The 21,836-nt window shown below is 54.6% G+C and carries 19 protein-coding genes; 14 read left to right on the forward strand and 5 right to left on the reverse strand.

What is annotated here, in order from left to right:
- Positions 1–292: 292 nt before the first annotated feature.
- Entirely contained in the window at positions 293–1,726 is a 1,434-nt protein-coding gene (gene ptsG, locus L462_RS18970) for a PTS glucose transporter subunit IIBC (RefSeq protein ID WP_014169582.1), read from the forward strand.
- A gap of 57 nt (positions 1,727–1,783) precedes the next feature.
- Here the strand turns inward: ptsG and fhuE are convergent, their stop codons facing one another.
- Positions 1,784–3,973, reverse strand: coding sequence for a ferric-rhodotorulic acid/ferric-coprogen receptor FhuE (gene fhuE, locus L462_RS18965; protein WP_032677885.1), 2,190 nt, complete (start codon positions 3,971–3,973; stop codon positions 1,784–1,786).
- Positions 3,974–4,323: 350 nt separating this feature from the next.
- On the opposite strand from fhuE, the gene hinT reads away from it, so the two are divergent.
- The 8 genes from hinT (at position 4,324) to L462_RS18925 (ending at position 10,411) form a co-directional block, all read left to right on the forward strand.
- Entirely contained in the window at positions 4,324–4,683 is a 360-nt protein-coding gene (gene hinT, locus L462_RS18960) for a purine nucleoside phosphoramidase (RefSeq protein ID WP_032677886.1), read from the forward strand.
- Position 4,684: 1 nt separating this feature from the next.
- Entirely contained in the window at positions 4,685–5,059 is a 375-nt protein-coding gene (locus tag L462_RS18955; RefSeq protein WP_014169585.1) for a YcfL family putative periplasmic lipoprotein, read from the forward strand.
- A gap of 10 nt (positions 5,060–5,069) precedes the next feature.
- Positions 5,070–5,717, forward strand: coding sequence for a penicillin-binding protein activator LpoB (gene lpoB / locus L462_RS18950; RefSeq protein ID WP_032677887.1), 648 nt, complete (start codon positions 5,070–5,072; stop codon positions 5,715–5,717).
- Positions 5,698–6,522, forward strand: a complete 825-nt coding sequence (gene thiK, locus L462_RS18945; protein WP_032677888.1) for a thiamine kinase — start codon at positions 5,698–5,700, stop codon at positions 6,520–6,522. Before lpoB ends, thiK begins: the two co-directional genes overlap by 20 nt.
- 11 nt (positions 6,523–6,533) lie before the next feature.
- On the forward strand, positions 6,534–7,559 hold the full coding sequence (gene nagZ, locus L462_RS18940) for a beta-N-acetylhexosaminidase (protein WP_020884661.1): 1,026 nt from the start codon (positions 6,534–6,536) through the stop codon (positions 7,557–7,559).
- Positions 7,560–7,593: 34 nt separating this feature from the next.
- Positions 7,594–8,136, forward strand: a complete 543-nt coding sequence (gene ycfP, locus L462_RS18935) for an alpha/beta hydrolase YcfP (protein ID WP_032677889.1) — start codon at positions 7,594–7,596, stop codon at positions 8,134–8,136.
- A gap of 238 nt (positions 8,137–8,374) precedes the next feature.
- A complete protein-coding gene (locus L462_RS18930) occupies positions 8,375–9,679 on the forward strand; it encodes an NAD(P)/FAD-dependent oxidoreductase (protein ID WP_025204449.1) in 1,305 nt (434 codons plus the stop codon).
- A 192-nt stretch (positions 9,680–9,871) separates the two neighbouring features.
- Positions 9,872–10,411, forward strand: coding sequence for a glycine zipper 2TM domain-containing protein (locus tag L462_RS18925; protein WP_008500779.1), 540 nt, complete (start codon positions 9,872–9,874; stop codon positions 10,409–10,411).
- A 60-nt stretch (positions 10,412–10,471) separates the two neighbouring features.
- On the opposite strand, the gene comR is transcribed toward L462_RS18925, so the two are convergent.
- Positions 10,472–11,107 (reverse strand): TetR family copper-responsive transcriptional repressor ComR, encoded by a 636-nt coding sequence (comR, locus tag L462_RS18920; RefSeq protein WP_014169591.1) that lies wholly within the window; start codon positions 11,105–11,107, stop codon positions 10,472–10,474.
- Positions 11,108–11,351: 244 nt separating this feature from the next.
- On the opposite strand from comR, the gene bhsA reads away from it, so the two are divergent.
- On the forward strand, positions 11,352–11,609 hold the full coding sequence (bhsA, locus tag L462_RS18915; protein WP_013097102.1) for a multiple stress resistance protein BhsA: 258 nt from the start codon (positions 11,352–11,354) through the stop codon (positions 11,607–11,609).
- Positions 11,610–11,688: 79 nt separating this feature from the next.
- On the opposite strand, the gene L462_RS18910 is transcribed toward bhsA, so the two are convergent.
- The 3 genes from L462_RS18910 to L462_RS18900 all read right to left on the reverse strand — a co-directional run bounded on the left by L462_RS18910 (position 11,689) and on the right by L462_RS18900 (position 17,473).
- Positions 11,689–12,654: a L,D-transpeptidase LdtC gene (locus L462_RS18910; RefSeq protein WP_032677890.1), complete on the reverse strand. Its 966-nt coding sequence runs from the start codon at positions 12,652–12,654 to the stop codon at positions 11,689–11,691.
- Between the two features lie 150 nt (positions 12,655–12,804).
- Positions 12,805–16,251 carry a transcription-repair coupling factor gene (gene mfd, locus L462_RS18905; protein ID WP_025204447.1) on the reverse strand — a complete coding sequence of 1,149 codons (3,447 nt, stop codon included), beginning with the start codon at positions 16,249–16,251 and terminating at the stop codon, positions 12,805–12,807.
- Between the two features lie 148 nt (positions 16,252–16,399).
- Complete coding sequence (locus L462_RS18900) at positions 16,400–17,473, reverse strand: acyltransferase family protein (RefSeq protein WP_032677891.1); 1,074 nt, start codon at positions 17,471–17,473, stop codon at positions 16,400–16,402.
- 256 nt (positions 17,474–17,729) lie between these two features.
- Between L462_RS18900 and lolC the strand changes: the two genes are divergently transcribed.
- The 4 genes from lolC to nagK are packed head-to-tail and all read left to right on the forward strand — an operon-like array spanning position 17,730 to position 21,833.
- Positions 17,730–18,929: a lipoprotein-releasing ABC transporter permease subunit LolC gene (lolC, locus tag L462_RS18895; protein WP_025204446.1), complete on the forward strand. Its 1,200-nt coding sequence runs from the start codon at positions 17,730–17,732 to the stop codon at positions 18,927–18,929.
- Complete coding sequence (lolD, locus tag L462_RS18890; protein WP_020884656.1) at positions 18,922–19,623, forward strand: lipoprotein-releasing ABC transporter ATP-binding protein LolD; 702 nt, start codon at positions 18,922–18,924, stop codon at positions 19,621–19,623. The genes lolC and lolD overlap by 8 nt, the downstream gene beginning before the upstream one ends.
- Complete coding sequence (gene lolE / locus L462_RS18885; protein ID WP_014169597.1) at positions 19,623–20,867, forward strand: lipoprotein-releasing ABC transporter permease subunit LolE; 1,245 nt, start codon at positions 19,623–19,625, stop codon at positions 20,865–20,867. The genes lolD and lolE overlap by 1 nt, the downstream gene beginning before the upstream one ends.
- A 54-nt stretch (positions 20,868–20,921) precedes the next feature.
- Positions 20,922–21,833: an N-acetylglucosamine kinase gene (gene nagK, locus L462_RS18880; RefSeq protein WP_025204444.1), complete on the forward strand. Its 912-nt coding sequence runs from the start codon at positions 20,922–20,924 to the stop codon at positions 21,831–21,833.
- The last annotated feature ends 3 nt before the right edge of the window (positions 21,834–21,836 follow it).

Here is a 21,836-nt window from a genome sequence, read left to right on the forward strand (position 1 = left end):
CTGTTTTTTTTAGGCTCGTAATTAATACATAAAACGAGTAAAGTTCACCGCCTCATTTGGGGCGGTGAAGGTGTATTTAGACACATCCAGAAATGCTTTTTGTAAATAACTGAAAGTTTTTCGACCGTCTTAAGCTGAAACGTGATAGCCGTCAAACAAACTCAGAGGGAATTATTTTACTCTGTGTAATAAATAAAGGGCGCTTAGATGTCCTGTCCACGGCACGGTACTCCCCCCGGGCCAATGCGTGAAAGCGTAAAAAAAGCACAAATACTCAGGAGCACTCTCAATTATGTTTAAGAATGCATTTGCTAACCTGCAAAAGGTCGGTAAATCGCTGATGCTGCCAGTATCCGTACTGCCTATCGCAGGTATCCTGCTGGGTGTCGGTTCTGCTAACTTCAGCTGGCTGCCAGCCGTAGTTTCCCACGTGATGGCCGAAGCAGGCGGTTCCGTCTTTGCTAACATGCCTCTGATCTTCGCTATCGGTGTGGCGCTGGGCTTCACCAATAACGACGGCGTTTCTGCGCTGGCTGCAGTTGTTGCCTACGGCATCATGGTGAAAACCATGGCAGTGGTTGCGCCACTGGTTCTGCATTTACCGGCAGAAGAGATCGCTGCGAAACACCTGGCAGACACCGGTGTTCTGGGCGGTATCATCTCCGGTGCGATTGCAGCGTACATGTTCAACCGCTTCTATCGCATCAAGCTGCCTGAGTATCTGGGCTTCTTCGCGGGCAAGCGTTTTGTTCCGATTATTTCTGGCCTGGCAGCGATTTTCACTGGCGTGATCCTGTCCTTCATCTGGCCACCAATCGGTTCCGCGATCCAGACCTTCTCTCAGTGGGCTGCTTATCAGAACCCGGTTGTGGCGTTTGGTATCTACGGCTTCATCGAGCGTTGCCTGGTACCATTTGGTCTGCACCACATCTGGAACGTTCCATTCCAGATGCAGATTGGTGAATTCACCAACGCAGCAGGTCAGGTATTCCACGGTGATATCCCACGTTACATGGCGGGTGACCCAACTGCAGGTAAACTGTCTGGTGGCTTCCTGTTCAAAATGTACGGTCTGCCGGCAGCGGCAATTGCTATCTGGCACTCTGCTAAACCAGAGAACCGTGCAAAAGTGGGCGGTATCATGATCTCCGCAGCGTTGACCTCGTTCCTGACCGGTATCACCGAGCCGATCGAGTTCTCCTTCATGTTCGTTGCGCCGATCCTGTACATCATTCACGCGGTTCTGGCGGGTCTGGCGTTCCCAATCTGTATCCTGCTGGGTATGCGTGACGGTACGTCCTTCTCTCACGGCCTGATCGACTTCATCGTTCTGTCCGGTAACAGCAGCAAACTGTGGCTGTTCCCAATCGTTGGTGCGTGCTATGCCGTTGTTTACTACACCATCTTCCGCGTGCTGATCAAAGCACTGGATCTGAAAACACCAGGTCGTGAAGATGCGTCAGAAGACAGCAAAGCCACCGCGACAAGCGAAATGGCTCCGGCTCTGGTTGCCGCATTCGGCGGGAAAGAGAACATCACTAACCTGGACGCGTGCATTACTCGTCTGCGTGTTAGCGTTGCCGACGTCGCGAAAGTAGACCAGCCGGGTCTGAAAAAACTGGGTGCAGCAGGGGTTGTTGTTGCTGGTTCGGGCGTTCAGGCAATCTTCGGGACTAAATCCGATAACCTGAAAACCGAAATGGATGAGTACATCCGCAACAGCTAAGCTGTGACCTGGGGAGACTAAGGCAGCCGAATGGCTGCCTTTTTTATGGGTAGAAACTTAAAAAGAGTAATTCGCGCTGACGGAGACGTTCAGCGGCGCGCCATAGACAACGTATGACCCGACGTAGTCGTAGTATTTTTTATCAAACAGGTTGTTAACGTTGGCCTGCAAGGCCAGATCCCTGGTGACCTGATAACGGCTGAAGAGATTCACCAGCGCATAGCTGCCCTGTTCTGCACGGGACTGGCCTGCCGGGCCACCCTCCACATCCGTCCACACTTTATTCTGCCAGTTCACCCCGCCGCCCACCGCCAGTTCCGGCAGCATAGGCAATTGATAACGGGTAAACAGCTTCATGGTCGTGCGTGGCTGATCGGAACTGATGGCATTCCCGCGCTTATCTTCTGCAATAAACCGTGTCGCCCCGAAGGTTAACTGCCAGTTGTCGGTCAGTGCACCGTTTAGCTCAAATTCAATCCCTTTGCTGACTACGCCATCCAGTGATTCATAAATAGATTCGCCGCTCGGCATATAGGTGTAGGTATTGCTCGCCACGTTATCCTGTTCAATACGGAAAACGGCCAGTGAGGTGGTCAGGCGGGTGTTGAACCAGTCCGCTTTCACCCCCGCTTCGTAGCTTTTCCCGGTCGTAGGGTCGAGGTAACGGCCGCTCGCGTCACGCTTGTCCTGTGGCTGGAAAATAGAGGTGTAGCTGACATAGGTCGACCAGTCTTCATTGATGTCATAAACCAGTCCTGCATAAGGCGTTACGTCATCTTTGGAACTTTCCAGACGGGTATCCGGGGAGCCTGCCGGGTTGTAGCGAATGTTATAGTTGGTGTAACGCGCGCCAAGGATCAGGTGTAGCGGGTCGGCCAGCGAGAATCGGGCCGAGGTATACGCCGATGACTGGCGAATGTCGTCCTGGCTATAGAGCTTCCACGGTGTCCACTGCGGGTCGGCGATTTTGCCATTCCAGTTTTTAAAATTACCCACATCCACCATACCGTATAACGCATCCGGCATGCTGTTATCGTAATGGTTACGCTGGCGGCTGAAGCTCCCGCCAAACATCATCTCATGCTGACGACCAAAAAGGCTGAAATCGCCACGCAGGAAGGCGTCGATGGCATCCTGCTTCCGTTCACCGCGGTTCCAGCCGCCGTAGCCGACCATGCCCACCCCGGTCTCTTTATCCGGATAGCCTGATATATACATCAGTTTGCTGTCGAAATGGGTTTCCGCATGCATGCCGTTGATGTGCGCTTCCCAGCCGTTGTCAAAACGTTGGGTCAGGTTGGCAAAGATACGGGTGTTGTCTTTATCCGAGTAAGCCCAGTCAGGCGCAACGGTCTGGCTGCGGTTGTAATGGGTTTTGCTTCCGTCGCTATACCAGGTTGGCAGCCCGCCCCAGGTGGGATCGGCGGTGTGACTTTCCTGGTATTCATAGCCTACGGAGAGGGTTGTGCTGTCGGTGACGTCGGCATCCACCACGCCATAGAGGAATTTTTTACGGTAGTGGTAGTTATCCACAGCGCTGTCGTTGTCCTGGTAACCGGTGATCAGACGACCGCGCACATTGCCAGACTCTACCAGCGGGGCCTGTAAATCCAGCACATAGCGCTGCTTGTCCCAGCTGCCGTAGCTGGCGGAGACGTTCCCTTTGAATACGTTACTGTCTGCGTGCTTGCGCACCATATTGACGTAGGCGGATGGGTTACCGGTGCCGGACATCAGCCCGGTAGCGCCGCGAACCACCTCTATACGGTCATAAATGGCGGTGTCGGCGGCGGTGTCGCCGAAGTTCCATACTTCGCTGATGGAGGTCGGCAGGTCATCGAACGCATAGTTACTGACGAAAAATCCGCGCGAGTAAAATACGGTGCGGTCGCTGTCCTGTACCTGGGCCGTTACGCCGGTGGTGTTGGTTAACACCTGGCCGACTGACTGCAGGTTCTGATCTGCCATGCGCTGCTGGCTAATCACGCTGACGGACTGGGGGATATCGCGGGGAACAAGTAACAGTTTGGTCCCGGTGGTGGTGGTTTTTACGCTGTAGTCCTGATCCTGTCCGCTGGAGGGATCCTGTGCGTTATCAAAGCCACCCTCCACAACTACCGTATCTTCGGTCGTGGAGGCGGCAAAACTGACGGTTGGCATCAATGCCATAGCAATACAGGCTGTCAGCAACGAAGGTGTTGCGACAGGCTGGCGTTGCCCATCCCTGGTATGAGTAATGAAAGACATCATCAAACCCTTAATGAATGGTGAAGGTGGTCTGCATCAGTCCCGCGTGTGCGGGCTAATGTCGTTTTCTATGTTGAAAATGCGCATGAAAATGCAAATGCGAAATATACGCATTGAGATTAACGGTGTAAACAGATGTGTCAAAAGGAACTGAAATAATGTTTCAGGCGATCGCGACGCGTCAGCGCTCACTCTCCAGGCAGCTGGAGGACATTCAGGAAAGAAATCGGTGGAGAAGGTTGAAAGGACAGGAGAATCTCGCTCATACTCTTGTGTTGTGTCACACAGTAATACTGAGAATGTGTTAATGGCGGCGCACTACGCCAGATTAAACAAAAAAGGAAAAGGTCATGGCTGAAGAAACGATTTTTAGTAAAATTATCCGCCGCGAAATCCCTTCGGATATCGTTTATCAGGATGAGCTGGTGACGGCTTTCCGGGACATTTCTCCTCAGGCTCCGACACATATCCTTATTATTCCTAATATTCTGATTCCGACCATAAACGACGTAAAAACCGAGCATGAAGTAGCGTTAGGTCGTATGCTGACAGTGGCCGCAAAAATTGCTGAGCAGGAAGGGATTGCTGAAGACGGTTACCGTCTCATCATGAACTGTAATCGCCACGGTGGTCAGGAAGTTTATCATATTCACATGCATCTGCTGGGTGGACGTCCTCTGGGGCCGATGCTGGCACATAAAGGTCTTTGACATGCTTAAAGGGCGTATTGCAGCGCTGGTAATGACGATGTTGATCGTAGGGTGCAGCACGCGTCCGGCGATCCCCGTCAGCGATGAACAGACGCTGGTGATGGAATCCTCCGTACTTGCTGCGGGCATCACGGCGCAACAACCTGCGTTGTCGATCAGTGAAATCAACTCTTCTGCTTCCTCTACGCTCTTTAATGAAAGACAAGAACCAGTGACGGTGCACTACCGTTTTTTCTGGTATGACGTACGAGGTCTTGAAATGCATCCGCTGGAAGCGCCGCGCAGCGTCACTATTCCGGCAAGATCGTCGGTAACGCTCTATGGCAGCGCCAACTATCTGGGTGCACATAAGGTGAGACTTTATCTTTATTTGTAAGGGGTGAACCTTGATTAAAAATTTGAGCCGTTATGCGCTCGTGACTGCTTTCGCTCTGTTCCTCGCAGGGTGTGTGACCCGAACTGAAGAACCTGCGCCTGTGGAAGAGGCCAAACCGGGTACCGAGCAGCCGACACAGCCAACGCAGCCGCCGCCAACCGTACCGACTGTGCCGTCTATTCCGTCGCAGCCTGGTCCAATTGAACATCCGGATCAGACATCGCAGCCTGCGCCGCGCGTTCGCCATTACGACTGGAACGGTGCGATGCAACCGATGGTCGGCAAAATGCTGCAGGCTCAGGGTGTGACCGCGGGCAGCGTATTGCTGGTTGATAGCGTGAATAACCGTACCAACGGTTCGCTGAACACGGGCGAAGCGACAGAAACCCTGCGCAATGCCCTGGCCAATAACGGTAAGTTTACGCTGGTCTCGGCACAGCAGCTCGCGGTAGCCAAGCAGCAGTTGGGCCTGTCACCGCAGGACAGCCTCGGTTCACGCAGCAAGGCGATTGGGATTGCCCGTAACGTCGGTGCGCAGTATGTGCTTTACTCCAGTGCCACCGGTAACGTGAATACGCCAGCCCTGCAAATGCAGCTGATGCTGGTTCAGACAGGCGAGATTATCTGGTCAGGTAAAGGTGCCGTTACGCAACTCTGACTGTACGCGTGAAGAGATCCTGACGCGTTATTTTCCACAGTATCGCCTTATCGCGCCGCAGGCCCCTTCCGGGCTTGGCGGCGCGAGTTGCATTATAGAGCAGGGCGAGCAACGTCTGGTATTGCGGCAGAATCACGATCCCTTAGCGTCTTCATCCCATTTCCGCCGTCAGTTTCGGGCACTGAAACGCCTTCCGGCGGATCTGGTGCCAAAGCCCCGTTTTTACCGCCAGGGCTGGATGGCCGTGGAGTATCTGGCAGGGGAGATCGGCAACACGCTACCGGAAACGGCAGTGCTTGCGGCTATGCTCTGTCATCTGCACCGGCAACCGCGCCTGGGGTGGCGGGTGACGCTGCTGCCGTTGCTTGAACAATACTGGCAGCAGGCTTCGGCCGACAGGCGAACCCCATTCTGGCTGGCACAGCTAAAACGGCTGCGTAAAACGGGCGAACCGCAGCCGCTTCGGCTCTCGCCGCTGCATATGGATGTTCATGCCGGAAATATTGTTCATACGTCCCTCGGTGCGAGGCTTATCGACTGGGAGTATGCCGGTGACGGAGACGTGGCGCTGGAGCTGGCGGCCGTCTGGTCGGAAGATGATGCTGCGCGGCAGCGGCTCATCACCGACTACGCCCGGATAGCGCACATGAATGCCGACGCCCTGAGGCGTCAGGTGAGGCGCTGGCGACCGTGGGTCGTCATGCTGATGGCTGGCTGGTTTGAAATGCGCTTTCAGCAATCCCGAGATAAACAATTTATTGCGCTGGCAGATGATGCCTGGCGTCAGTTACAAACTAAAGGATAAGAGAGGTTGGTGTGGGTCCAGTCATGTTGGATGTAGAAGGGTTTGAGCTGGATGCGGAGGAGCGTGAAATTCTGGCGCACCCGCTGGTGGGAGGCTTGATCCTGTTCACCCGCAACTATCACGATCCAGCGCAGCTGCGAGAACTGGTGCGCCAGATCCGTGCTGCATCGCGCAATCATCTGGTGGTGGCCGTCGATCAGGAAGGCGGACGCGTACAGCGGTTCCGCGAAGGCTTTACTCGCCTGCCTGCCGCCCAATCTTTTGCGGCATTACTGGGCACGGAAGAGGGTGGCAAACTGGCGCAAGAGGCCGGCTGGCTGATGGCCAGCGAGATGATTGCCATGGATATCGACATCAGTTTTGCGCCGGTTCTGGACGTGGGGCATATCAGCGCCGCCATTGGCGAACGCTCATACCATGAAGATCCGCGTATTGCGCTGGCGATAGCGAGCTGTTTCATTGACGGTATGCACGACGCGGGAATGAAAACCACCGGGAAACATTTCCCGGGACACGGTGCGGTGACCGCCGACTCGCACAAAGAGACGCCGCGCGATCCGCGTCCGGAAGCTGACATTCGTGCCAAAGATATGTCGGTGTTCCGCTCCCTGATTACCGATAACAAGCTGGACGCCATCATGCCAGCACACGTGATTTACAGCGACGTCGACCCGCGTCCTGCAAGCGGGTCCGCGCACTGGCTGAAAACCGTTTTGCGTCAGGAGCTGGGGTTTAATGGCGTGATTTTCTCAGACGATTTGTCGATGGAAGGGGCGGCGATTATGGGCAGCTACGCCGAGCGCGGTCAGGCGTCGCTGGACGCAGGTTGCGATATGATCCTCGTCTGCAATAATCGTAAAGGTGCCGTCAGCGTGCTGGATAACCTGTCGCCGATCAATGCACAGCGTGTTACACAATTGTATCATAAAGGTTCATTTAGCCGTCAGGAGCTGATGGACTCGGCGCGCTGGAAGACGGTCAACGCGCAGCTTGAAGCCCTGAATGAACGCTGGCAGGCACATAAAGCCAGCCTGTAAATCCTCCCGGAAGGCGTAGCGTGGTGAGAAGACAATGATCATCTATTTACACGGTTTTGACTCAAACAGTCCTGGTAATCATGAGAAGGTCCTGCAGCTGCAGTTTATCGATCCGGATGTCCGGCTGATCAGTTACAGCACACGCCATCCAAAGCATGACATGCAGCACCTGCTCAAAGAGGTGGACAAGATGTTGCAGCTCAACATCGATGAACGTCCGCTGATTTGTGGCGTGGGATTAGGTGGCTACTGGGCAGAGCGGATTGGATTCCTGTGCGATATCCGCCAGGTGGTGTTCAATCCTAATCTTTTCCCGAATGAGAACATGGAAGGCAAAATTGACCGCCCTGAAGAGTATGTCGATATTGCCACCAAGTGCGTCAGTAATTTTCGGGAGAAAAACCGCGACCGTTGTCTGGTGATCTTGTCGCGTAATGATGAAGCCCTTAACAGCCACCGGGCGGCTGAGCTGCTGCATCATTACTATGAAATTGTCTGGGATGAAGAACAGACCCACAAATTCAAGAACATCTCCCCGCATTTGCAGCGGATCAAAGCCTTCAAAACCCTGGGCTAAGCCACTGCGTACGTCCTGCCAGGCCCGGCCGCGAAAGCGCGCCGGGCTTTCTTTTTGTCCAGAATTGTCTACTTTTAAGCCATCAAAACTTGATGCATATCAATTTTGGTATGACCAATGCGCCTGACGTGGTATTCTCAATGCACCTGAATGGTTTCAGTGCTGTAACCTGTTGTTAATTAAGGGTTATTTTTATAACTTTTAATTAACAATTGGTTAATAATTTGAGGGGGTCACGTTGACTACGCCATTGAAAAAGATAGTGATTGTCGGCGGTGGTGCTGGCGGGCTGGAGCTGGCTACACAGTTAGGCAAGAAGCTCGGTCGCGGCAAAAAAGCCAAAATTACGCTGGTGGATCGTAACCACAGCCATTTGTGGAAACCGCTGTTGCACGAAGTGGCGACCGGTTCACTGGATGAGGGCGTGGACGCGCTGAGCTATCTGGCACATGCGCGCAATCACCATTTCCAGTTCCAGCTGGGCTCCGTGGTGGATATCAATCGTGAGAGCAAAACCATTACCCTGGCAGAGCTGCGCGATGAAAAAGGGGAACTGCTGGTTCCTGAGCGCAAACTGCCGTATGACACGCTGGTCATGGCGCTGGGCAGTACCTCCAATGATTTCAACACACCAGGTGTAAAAGAGCACTGTATCTTCCTCGATAACCCACATCAGGCACGTCGTTTCCACCAGGAAATGCTGAACCTGTTCCTGAAGTACACCAGCAATATGGGTGCGAACGGGAAAGTTAATATCGCGATTGTTGGTGGGGGGGCGACGGGCGTCGAGCTTTCTGCTGAGCTGCACAACGCGGTGAAACAGCTGCACAGCTACGGTTATAAAGGCTTAACCAATGATGCGCTGAACGTGACGCTGGTTGAAGCGGGTGAACGTATTCTGCCAGCGCTGCCTCCGCGCATTTCCGGTGCGGCGCATAATGAACTGACCAAGCTGGGCGTGCGGGTTCTGACCCAAACCATGGTGACCAGCGCGGACGACGGCGGCCTGCACACCAAAGATGGCGAGTACATCAAAGCAGACCTGATGGTCTGGGCTGCTGGCATCAAAGCGCCTGATTTTATGAAAGAGATTGGCGGGCTGGAAACGAACCGTATTAACCAGCTGGTGACCGAGCCGACCCTGCAAACCACACGCGATCCGGACATTTTCGCCATCGGCGACTGTGCTTCCTGCGCGCGTCCGGAGGGCGGTTTTGTGCCTCCGCGAGCTCAGGCAGCGCACCAGATGGCAAGCCTGGTACTGCACAATATTCTGGCGCAGTACAAAGGTAAGCCGATGAAAGCCTATGTCTATAAAGACCATGGTTCTCTGGTATCGCTCTCGAACTTCTCTACCGTCGGCAGCCTGATGGGTAACCTGATGCGCGGCTCCATGATGGTGGAAGGGCGTATTGCACGCTTTGTCTATATCTCGCTCTATCGTATGCACCAGATTGCCCTGCACGGTTACTTCAAAACCGGGCTGATGATGCTGGTGGGACGAATCAACCGCGTTATTCGACCACGCCTGAAGCTGCACTAATATTCTCTCCCTCCGGGGCCTCCGGAGGGAATTTTTAGCATATCATGCTGCTCATCGTACATTGAGTGCTTAAGAGTTCTCCTAAACACGATATATCTCTCCTCCACGTCCACTTTTTGATCCTTTGTCTTATTGGCGAAGCGCGACCTGCATTGCAAAATTGTTACCAATAGCAACAAAGGAGGAAGTCCCGTGAATAAATCAATGTTGGCGGGTATAGGGATTGGCGTCGCTGCTGCGTTAGGTGTGGCTGCCGTTGCCAGTCTCAACGTACTGGATCGCGGCCCACAATACGCACAGGTCGTGTCTGCTACCCCGATTAAAGAAACCGTGAAAACGCCTCGTCAGGAGTGCCGCAACGTCTCCGTGACCCATCGCCGTCCGGTACAGGATGAAAACCGTATCGCTGGTTCAGTACTGGGTGCGGTTGCCGGTGGTGTGATTGGCCATCAGTTTGGTGGTGGTCGTGGTAAAGATGTGGCGACCGTGGTCGGCGCGCTGGGCGGCGGCTATGCCGGTAACCAGGTGCAGGGCGCTATGCAGGATAACGACACGTACACGACGACTCAGCAGCGCTGCAAAACCGTCTATGACAAGTCGGAGAAAATGCTGGGTTATGACGTGACGTACAAAATTGGCGATCAGCAGGGCAAGATCCGTATGGATAAAGACCCGGGTACTCAAATTCCGCTGGATGGAAACGGCCAGCTGGTACTGAATAACAAAGTGTAAAAAAGATGTTCTCTGAACTTAGCTCCTCAAGCGCTCAGGCTGAGGAGCTTTTTTTTTGCGTCAGATTTTGAGCAGTTCAGGCCACAGTTTCAGCGTGGTCGCGGTAATGGTTTGCAGTTTTTCCAGCGTAGCCCCTTCACGAGCGCTTATCGACATACCCTGCAAAATACAGTTCAGGTATTGCGCCAGCATCTGTGGATTGCAATGCGCAGGAATTTCACCTCGTTGTTGGCGCTGAGACAGGAACGCGCTTAGCGTCTCTTCCTGCATGGCATGGCGCGATTTCACCGTGTTGGCAATCTCTTTTGAGGAGGCCGCAAGGGTGGCAGAGGTGTTAATCATAAAGCAGCCCGCTGGGGTATCTTTACTGGTGAAGCAGGTCGCGACGGTGGTGAAGTAGTCCCGTAGCGCCTGTTCGACGCTTTTCTCTTCACAAAACAGCTGGGCTTCGTGTTTCGCCGCAAAGCGCGAAATGTATCTGTCCAGCACCGCCCGGAACAGCCCCTCTTTATTGGTGAATTCAGCATACAGCGTGGGTGCTTTGGCACCGGTAGCTTCCACCAGATCGGAAAGCGAGGTCGCTTCATACCCATGTTGCCAGAAGAGAGTCATGGCCTTATCAAGCGCTGCATCCCTGTCGAACACTTTTGGTCGGCCACGGCTTTTCTTCGCGCAACTCGTCACGTCGGTTGTCATTTGCCGTTGGTCCTCTGTTGGTTTGTTGAATAATCATTATAAAAATAATCGCGGGTGACCACCAGCACTGATGAGAGAAAAATAAATTAATCATATGGGTATGAAAAATAACGGATTTAAAATTTAATTAATGTTCGTTATAAAAAGATGTTGACGCGTGAGCTGGATCACATTTATGATTTACCTATCGATCGTTAACTAAATAGCTAACGACCTCCAAATCATCTGCCCAAAGGTAAAAATCATGAAAAACGTAAAAACCCTCATCGCTGCTGCTGTTCTGAGTTCACTTTCTTTCGCAAGCTTCGCTGCTGTTGAAGTGCAATCAACCCCTGCTGACCAGCATAAAGTCGGGACTATCTCTGCTTCTGCCGGGACTAACCTGGGCTCACTGGAAGATCAGCTGGCGCAGAAAGCTGACGAGATGGGTGCAAAATCTTTCCGCATCACCTCAGTGACCGGTCCTAACACCCTGCACGGCACCGCTGTTATCTACAAATAAGCCTGGCTAAACCCTCATTTATGCCACTGCGATGCCACTGTAAAAAAGCCCTGCTCAGCAGGGCTTTTTTTATTGGGGATCACATCGACTGCTGGGTGACATCCTGATGCCGGGTGACATCGGTGGGCATCCCGGAACGCGCCTCCATCGCACGCTCCATCACGATGCCATCCGTGCGGGCATTCGTTTTAAAGCTCACCATCGCGGCATTCAGATTAATTGGCAGTGTCTGCGGATCGTCGCCAATGTTTTTCGATAACGGCTGGTGAATTTCAACCAGTCTTACGCCACCCGGCTCCTCAGAAACCTTAATGGGCGTATTAATAATATTCACTCGAGTACCAGGCGTGATCACGCTATAGAGCGTCTTGATATCATCATCGCGCAGACGAATACAGCCGGAACTGACGCGCATCCCGATACCGAAATCAGCATTTGTTCCATGCAGAAGGTAAACGCCACCATAGGCCGCAAGACGGATCGCGTGGTGACCCATCGGATTCTCCGGACCCGCTGGCACCACAGCTGGCAAATCAATTCCCTGTGCTTTATAGCGAGCACGAATATTAGCCGTTGGCGTCCAGGTTGGGTTGGCACGTTTATCCGATACGGTGGTGACCATTGTTGGGGTCAGCGTGTCGCCGCCCAGCTGGCCAATACCGATTGGATAAACGGTGACTTCATTTTTACCCGGCGGGTAATAGTAAAGACGCAGCTCGGCAAGGTTTATCACGATCCCTTCGCGCGCTACATCCGGGAGAAGGGTCTGCAACGGGATGGTCAGGACGCTGCCAGCGCGTGGCACATAGGGGTCGACGCCAGGGTTAGCCTGCAGCAGAGCCAGAAAGCCTACGTTATATTTTTTGGCAATCGCTTCGAGCGATCCTCCATTATTTTCAACCACATGAAAACGGTTTTCGCCCACGACCTTGCTGCCAGCAGGGGGAAGAGGCCAGGTATTTGCGCGTGAAGGAAGCGCAACAGCGACCGTTGCTGCCAGCGCAAACACGGTTATCCAGCGGGTAAAACGCGAAGAGGTCATCATCACCATAATCCATATAAATAATAAGGTTATTGTTTTATAAGGCGTTAACGATAATTATGGCGAATGGGTATGTCGGGAAATCCAGGTGAAGTGCAAAGAGTTTGTAAATTGTCCCCCCGTAAGCATTGCGCCAACGGGGGGAAGGGGGAATTATGCAACAGCGTTCTCTTCCAGCTGACGCATAAAGTGACGAACCCACTCCATCCGGTTTTTACGATCCGTCAGCTCCTGCGTAAATTTCAGACGCGTTGGACCATCCAGACGGAAATGCTGCGGCTGTTTCTGGAGCAGACCGATTAGCCACATCGGATTAACGTGATTCTTCTCGGCAAATTCAATCACGCCACCTTTTTCATTGCCTTCGAGCTTACGAATGCCCAGCTTCTGTGCCTGCTGGCGCAGCCTCGCAATATCCAGCAGGTTTCTCGCGGCATCCGGCAACAGGCCAAAGCGATCGATCAGCTCTACCTTAATTTCATCCAGTTCGTTCTCATTTTTCGCACTGGCGATACGTTTGTAGAACGACAGACGTGTGTTGACATCCGGAATAAAATCATCCGGTAGCAGGGAAGGCATGCGCAGTTCCACCTCAGTTTGCTGGCTGGTCAGATCTTCCAGCGATGGCTCACGTCCGGCCTTCAGGGCATCGACCGCATTTTCCAGCAGCTCCATATAGAGCGAGAAGCCGATGGTTTCCATCGAGCCGCTCTGGTCTTCGCCCAGAAGTTCACCTGCACCGCGGATCTCAAGGTCGTGTGTCGCCAGCGCGAAGCCCGCGCCCAGATCTTCCAGCGATGCGATAGCCTCCAGACGTTTTTGCGCATCGGTGGTCATCGCTTTCGGATGCGGGGTCAGCAGCCAGGCGTAGGCCTGATGGTGCGAGCGGCCAACGCGGCCACGCAGCTGGTGAAGCTGCGCCAGTCCAAAGTGATCCGCGCGCTCAATAATGATGGTATTGGCCGTCGGAATATCGATCCCGGTCTCAATGATGGTGGTACACACCAGGACGTTAAAGCGCTGGTGGTGGAAATCGTTCATCACCCGCTCCAGCTCGCGCTCGCGCATTTGACCGTGACCGATAGCGATGCGCGCTTCCGGCACCAGTTCGGCCAGCCTGTCCGCCGCTTTCTGGATATTTTCCACGTCGTTATAGAGATAATAGACCTGACCCCCGCGCAGTACTTCACGCAGAATAGCCTCGCGGACGACCAGGTTGTCGTACTCACGAACAAAGGTTTTTACCGCCAGACGACGTGCCGGCGGCGTGGCGATAATCGACAGGTCGCGCATGCCGCTCATCGCCATATTCAGCGTTCGCGGAATCGGTGTGGCGGTCAGGGTGAGGATATCGACGTCGGCACGCATCGCTTTAATACGCTCTTTATGACGGACCCCGAAGCGGTGTTCTTCATCGACGATCAATAGCCCCAGATCTTTCCACTTCACATCACTCTGCAGCAGCTTGTGGGTGCCGATCAGAATATCGATCTTACCCTCGCTGGCCTGTTCCAGAATCTGCGTCTGCTCTTTGGTACTGCGAAAACGCGACAGCATCTCAATACGAACCGGCCAGTTGGCGAAACGGTCGCGGAAGTTGTCAAAATGCTGTTGGGCGAGCAGGGTGGTAGGCACCAGCACCGCGACCTGTTTGTTGTTTTCTACCGCGAGGAAGGCGGCGCGCATCGCCACTTCGGTTTTGCCGAAGCCGACATCGCCGCAAACCAGCCTGTCCATCGCCAGCGGCTGGCACATGTCGCTCAGCACAGCATTAATGGCCTGGGCCTGATCCGGCGTGGTTTCAAACGGGAAGCTATCGCAGAACATCTGGTACTGTTGTTTATCATGCCTGAAGGCAAAGCCTTCTTTGGCCGCGCGTTGGGCGTAGATATCCAGCAGTTCTGCCGCCACATCACGCACTTTTTCCGCGGCTTTCTGCCGCGCGCGCGCCCAGGCGTCGCCGCCCAGTTTATGTAATGGCGCATGATCTTCTGCACCGCCGGCATAGCGGCTGATGAGATGCAGGGAGGAGACCGGCACATAGAGTTTGGCGTCATTGGCGTAGGTCAGCATCAGGTATTCGCCCTTGATGCCACCGGCTTCCAGCGTCGTCATGCCCTGATAACGGCCCACCCCGTGCTCGAGGTGAACAATCGGCTGGCCGGGGTGCAGTTCGGCGAGGTTACGGATCAACGTGTCCGGATTAATGGTGCGACGGCTGTCCTGACGGCGGCGCGCCACGCGTTCCCCCAGCAGGTCGCTTTCGCAAATCAGCGCCAGATTGTTGAGGGTATCCACAAACCCGTGCTCGGCGGAGCCAATCATCAGATAACGGCCATTACCGGTGGCTTCACTCAGGCGCAAAATACGTTTCGGCGCGATTTTGATCCGCCCCAGCAGTTCACCCAGCGCTTCCCGGCGGCCTTCGCTTTCAACGGAGAACACGACCGGCCCGGTAAAGGACTCGAGGAACTTGCGCAGATTATCCAGCGGCGACTTCTGCTGCGCCTGAACGGATAAATCCGGTAGCGTGCGGAAGGCGAGGTTGGTATTGGCGGCCTTGTCGGCGAGCGAATCGGTTTTGAGCTGCATACGCGGCCAGCGTTTCAGCTCGGCGTTCAGCTCGTCGGTGCGCAGCCACAGCACCTCCGGTGGCAACAGCGGACGCATCGGGTCCACGCCCCGGTTTTCAAAGCGGGCGCGAGTTTCGCTCTCAAAACGGCTGGCGCTGGCGTCGATATCACCGGTGTTAACAATCAGCGTATTGGCCGGGAAATAGCTGAACAGCGCGGGCAGAGGCTCGTTAAAGAACAGCGGCTGCCAGTATTCAATACCCGCCGGCAGCGTCCCTTTGCTGACCTGCTGGTAGATATGTTCGGCATCGCGTTTGACGTCGAATCTGTCGCGCCACTGGCTGCGGAACAGCTCAATTGCGGTTTTGTCTGTCGGGAACTCATGTGCGGGCAGTAAATTGATGGAGTCCACTTCTTCCAGCGTGCGCTGCGTGTCGGCGTCGAATACGCGCAGGCTGTCAATTTCATCATCGAAGAAATCCAGACGATACGGCTGGTCGCTGCCCATCGGGTAAAGATCGAGCAGTGCACCACGCGTGGCATATTCCCCGTGCTCCATCACCTGATCGACATGGCGATAACCGGCGCTGTCGAGCTGCGCGCGCAGGGCGTCCCGGGACAGGCGCTGGCCTTTTTTCATCACCAGCGCATGGCCATGAAGATAGCTGTGCGGACAGACGCGCTGCATCAGGGTGTTTACGGGGACGATCAGCACGCCGCGCTGCATCGTCGGTAACTGATACAGGGTCGACAGACGAGAGGAGATGATCTCCTGGTGCGGCGAGAAACTGTCATACGGCAGCGTTTCCCAGTCGGCCAGACTGAACACCAGATTGTCAGTGAACTGGCGGATTTCATCATGCAGACGCAGGGCATTTTGCATATCCGGGGCAACCAGTACCACCGGACCCGGGTGCCGCTCAGCGATTTCTGCCACCAGCGTGGCGCACGCCGCGCCAGTAAGTTCGCCCAGTTGGCGCTGATCGCCCGCTTTGACAGGCAAGGAATATCGATAGTGTTCAGGCATGGCTATGTCAGAGTCTCTTGGGGATATACCAACAGTATTGGGGCATATCACTGATACGCAATGTCTTTATTATCCTCGATCGTTTTACATAATCAAACCGGAACCGCACAGGGAGGAAATTCGCCCCCAAAAGGGGGCGAAAAGCGCATCAGCGGCTGGCCGATGACGGAGAAAGCGTGGAAGGCGGGGAGAAGAACACATCACCAAACAGTGCGGTGGAGACCTTACGCACCCCAAGCCCGGCAACGGTGCAGAGCAACAGGCTGGCAAACGGGTAGACCAGAATCAACGTCAGCTCCGCCCAGACCGGCCAGTATGCGGCATTCATCTCACCAATCAGGAACAGGCTAAAGGCCTCAATCAGGATGCGATGGGTGGTATAAATCGCGATGGTATTAGAACCGATCACGTTAAGCAGATTATTAGGATGGACGGCATAACGTTGCTCAATGCTGTAGAAAAGCTTCATGATCAACACAATCGACAGCAGGGAGAGCAGCAGCGGGACGTTAGCAAACCACAGCACCACAGAAATGGCAGCGAACGCGGCTAACGCCAGCCAGGCGCGACGCAGATTGAACCCTTTCATCCACGCCATCAGCTCAGCGCCATACCACGCGCCGAGGCTGTAGTAGATCATGTTGCGCACCACGCTGTTCATTCCCCACCACGGCAGCGGCAGGAAGTTTATCGCGACGCTCGCCAGTGCCAGCAGCCCCAGTACCGGCAGCTTCCAGCGGCTCAGCAGTTTACACAGCGTGAAATAGACCACCAGGGCATACAGATACCAGAGACTGGTGCTGGCGGTGAGCATTCCCTTCACAAACCCGGAAAGGGAATCGGCATAGGCCGCATTGGAGGAAGTGGCCAGTTCACGCTCGGGAGCAAGCCAGGCGTTGAGGTGGCTCAGCGCCTGCCATTGCAGAACGCCCCACAGCGCCAGAACCCAGACAATGCTCCAGATCCGTTTATCGAGACTGGTACGCCAGTCCACCTCATCAATGTAACGTCGAATCAGATAGCCGGAAATGAAGAAAAACACCGGCATGCGGAAGGGAGCAAGATAGAGATTAAAATAGACCCAACATTTGGCGAGAAGACCGGATAACGGATGTTGTAACCCATTGAGATGGGGATAAAAGGTGATGACTGAATGGTAGATAACCACCAGGCAAATACACAGCCCTTTTATCTGGTTAATCCATAATGCTTTTTGCTTCATTGTTCGCGACTACCTTTTTGCCATAAACGAACGAACAATTGTTGTTAAACAAAACCGTGATGTAACGGGTAACAGTCTGTATCAGGAGGTTTTTCGGAAAAGGTGGAGGCTGTACAGTGAGGTTTCAGAGAGTAGTACCCTGATTTATCTGAATTTTTCAGAAAAATGATTACCAAAGCTTACGGTTTCAGTCATTTACGCTTAAGGGATTCGCTTATATACTCGTGGGTCTGCTATCAGCAAACAGACGGATTTCATGTACCAACCTGTCGCACTCTTCATAGGCTTACGTTACATGCGTGGGCGCGCCGCGGACCGCTTCGGTCGTTTTGTCTCCTGGCTTTCGACTATTGGCATTACGCTTGGCGTAATGGCTCTGGTGACGGTTCTTTCCGTCATGAACGGCTTTGAGCGCGAGCTGCAAAACAACATCCTGGGGCTGATGCCGCAGGCTATCCTCTCCTCAACCAACGGTTCCGTTAACCCACAACAGCTCCCGGAAAGCGCGGCGAAGTTACAGGGTGTCACGCGCGTTGCGCCGTTAACCACGGGCGATGTGGTGCTGCAAAGCGCCCGTAGCGTGGCGGTCGGCGTGATGCTGGGCATTGACCCGGCGCAAAACGACCCACTGACGCCATTCCTCGTGAACGTGAAGCAGACCGACCTGGAAGCTGGCAAATATAACGTGATCCTCGGCGAGCAACTGGCCGGGCAGCTTGGCGTCAACCGTGGCGACCAGCTGCGCGTAATGGTACCGTCGGCCAGTCAGTTTACGCCGATGGGACGTTTGCCAAGCCAGCGCTTGTTCACGGTGGTTGGCACGTTTGCCGCCAACAGCGAAGTCGATGGTTATCAGATGCTGGTGAATATTCAGGACGCGTCACGTCTGATGCGCTATCCGGCGGGGAATATCACCGGCTGGCGCCTGTGGCTCGACGCCCCGCTAAAAGTGGATACCCTCAGCCAGCAAACGTTGCCGGAAGGGACCAAATGGCAGGACTGGCGTGAACGCAAGGGCGAGCTGTTCCAGGCCGTGCGGATGGAAAAAAATATGATGGGGCTGCTGCTGAGCCTGATCGTGGCGGTCGCGGCCTTCAACATCATCACCTCACTGGGGTTGATGGTGATGGAAAAGCAGGGTGAGGTCGCCATTCTGCAGACTCAGGGGCTAACGCCGCGCCAGATCATGGCGGTATTTATGGTGCAGGGTGCCAGTGCCGGGATTATCGGTGCGCTACTCGGTGCGGTGCTGGGGGCGCTGCTCGCCAGCCAGCTTAACAATTTAATGCCGATCATCGGCGCTCTGCTTGATGGTGCGGCGCTGCCCGTGGCTATCGAACCGTTACAGGTGATTGGAATTGCGCTGGCTGCGATGGCCATTGCGCTGCTTTCTACGCTTTATCCTTCCTGGCGCGCTGCCGCCACTCAACCCGCTGAGGCTTTACGTTATGAATAAGATCCTGTTGCAATGCGACAACCTGTCCAAACGCTATCAGGAAGGCACTGTGCAGACTGACGTATTGCACAATGTGAGCTTCAGCGTGGGCGAAGGTGAGATGATGGCGATTGTGGGCAGTTCCGGCTCCGGCAAAAGTACGTTATTACACCTGCTCGGTGGGCTGGATACACCCACCAGCGGTGACGTGATTTTCTCCGGCCAGCCGATGAGCAAAATGTCATCTGCGGCAAAAGCGGAGCTGCGTAACCGCGAGCTGGGCTTTATCTACCAGTTCCACCACCTGCTGCCGGATTTCACGGCGCTGGAAAACGTGGCGATGCCGCTGCTGATTGGTAAAAAGAAACCCGCAGAAATTAACACCCGCGCCAGCGATATGCTGAAAGCGGTTGGGCTTGGGCATCGCGGTAATCATCGTCCTTCTGAACTTTCCGGCGGTGAACGCCAGCGTGTGGCCATTGCGCGTGCGCTGGTCAACAATCCGCGCCTGGTACTGGCGGATGAGCCAACGGGTAACCTGGACGCCCGCAACGCGGACAGTATTTTCCAGCTGCTGGGTGAGTTGAATGCCTCGCAGGGAACCGCGTTTCTGGTGGTAACCCACGATCTCCAGCTGGCAAAACGGATGGGGCGTCAGCTTGAGATGCGCGACGGTCATCTGAACCCAGAACTGACCCTGATGGGGGCGGAGTAATGGCTTCACCGTTATCGTTACTCATAGGGTTGCGTTTTAGCCGCGGACGTCGTCGCGGCGGCATGGTGTCACTGATCTCGGTGATCTCCACCATCGGTATTGCGCTGGGGGTGGCGGTGCTGATCGTGGGCCTTAGCGCCATGAACGGCTTTGAGCGTGAACTGAACAACCGCATCCTGGCGGTGGTCCCGCACGGTGAAATCGAACCGGTGAATCAGCCGTGGACGCACTGGAGCGATGCCCTGAGCAAAATCGAAAAAGTGCCAGGCATCGTGGCGGCCGCGCCTTACATTAACTTTACCGGGCTGGTCGAGAGCGGCGTTAACCTGCGCGCCATTCAGGTAAAAGGGGTGAACCCGGTGCAGGAAGAGCGCCTCAGCGCGTTGCCGAAATATGTGCAAAACGGCGCGTGGGCAAACTTTAAGGCCGGTGAACAGCAAATTATTATGGGCAAAGGCGTTGCCGAGGCCCTGAAGGTTAAGCAGGGCGACTGGGTCTCTATCATGATCCCGAACGCCAGTGCCGACCACAAGCTGCAGCAGCCTAAACGTGTACGCCTGCACGTCACCGGTATTCTTCAGTTAAGCGGCCAGCTCGATCACAGCTTTGCGATGGTGCCGATGGAAGATGCGCGCCAGTATCTCGACATGGCCGACAGCGTGACGGGGATTGCCATTAAGGTCAACGACGTCTTCAACGCCAATAAACTAGTGCGTGATGCCGGCAGCGTGACCAATAACTATGTCTACATCAAAAGCTGGATTGGCACTTACGGTTATATGTACCGTGATATCCAGATGATCCGCGCCATTATGTATCTGGCTATGGTGCTGGTGATTGGGGTCGCGTGCTTTAATATCGTTTCGACGCTGGTGATGGCGGTCAAAGACAAGAGCGGCGACATCGCCGTCCTGCGTACCCTGGGGGCAAAAGACGGTCTTATTCGCGCCATCTTTGTCTGGTACGGTCTGCTGGCTGGGCTGTTCGGGAGCCTCTGCGGCGTGGTGATTGGCGTGGTGGTTTCTCTGCAGCTGACGCCAATTATCAATGGCATCGAGGCGCTTATTGGCCACCAGTTCCTGTCGGGTGATATCTATTTTATTGACTTCCTGCCGTCTGAATTGCACTGGCTGGACGTTTTTTATGTGCTGGTAACGGCACTTTTACTGAGTCTGCTGGCAAGCTGGTATCCGGCGCGTCGCGCAAGCCGAATTGATCCGGCGAGGGTACTAAGTGGCCAGTAATTACGTCATGATTTAGCGGTCGTCAGGCCGCCAAATCAAAAAGAGGAATGCATGATGTATTATGGATTTGATATTGGCGGCACCAAAATTGCGCTGGGCGTGTTTGATAAAAACCTCAAACTGCAGTGGGAAACCCGCGTTCCCACGCCACGCGAAAGCTACGATGAATTTTTAACTGCCATTGCCGCACTGGTGGCGCAAGCTGATTCACGTTTTGGCGTGAAAGGCAGCGTCGGCATTGGTATTCCGGGAATGCCCGAAACTGACGATGGTACGCTGTATGCGGCCAACGTTCCTGCTGCCAGCGGTAAACCGCTGCGCGCCGATCTCTCCGCCCTGCTTGAACGCGACGTGCGTTTAGATAATGATGCCAACTGTTTTGCACTCTCCGAAGCCTGGGACGATGAGTTTCAGCGCTATCCGCTGGTGATGGGGCTGATCCTCGGCACGGGCGTAGGGGGAGGGATCGTCATCAACGGTAAGCCGATTACCGGGCGCAGTTACATTACGGGAGAGTTCGGGCATATCCGCCTGCCGGTTGATGCCCTGGCGGTCGTCGGGCGCGACTTCCCGCTGACCCGCTGCGGTTGCGGTCAGCATGGCTGTATTGAGAACTACCTCTCCGGACGTGGGTTTGCATGGCTTTACGAACACTTCTATCATCAGAAACTTGAAGCCCCTCAAATCATTACCTTGTGGGAGCAGGGGGATGCGCAGGCGCGAGAGCACGTTGAGCGCTATCTGGATCTGCTGGCGGTGTGTCTGGGTAATATTCTCACCATCGTCGACCCGGATCTGCTGGTGATTGGTGGAGGGCTTTCAAACTTTAGCGCGTTAACGGAACAGCTGTCCGGGCGTTTGCCCCGACATTTATTGCCGGTTGCCCGCGTGCCGCGTATTGAACGTGCGCGACACGGGGACGCAGGAGGGATGCGCGGAGCCGCATTCCTTCATCTCACCGATTAGTTT

Origin of the sequence: Enterobacter sp. BIDMC 26 (genome assembly GCF_000534435.1) — a bacterium.
GTDB lineage: Bacteria > Pseudomonadota > Gammaproteobacteria > Enterobacterales > Enterobacteriaceae > Enterobacter > Enterobacter ludwigii.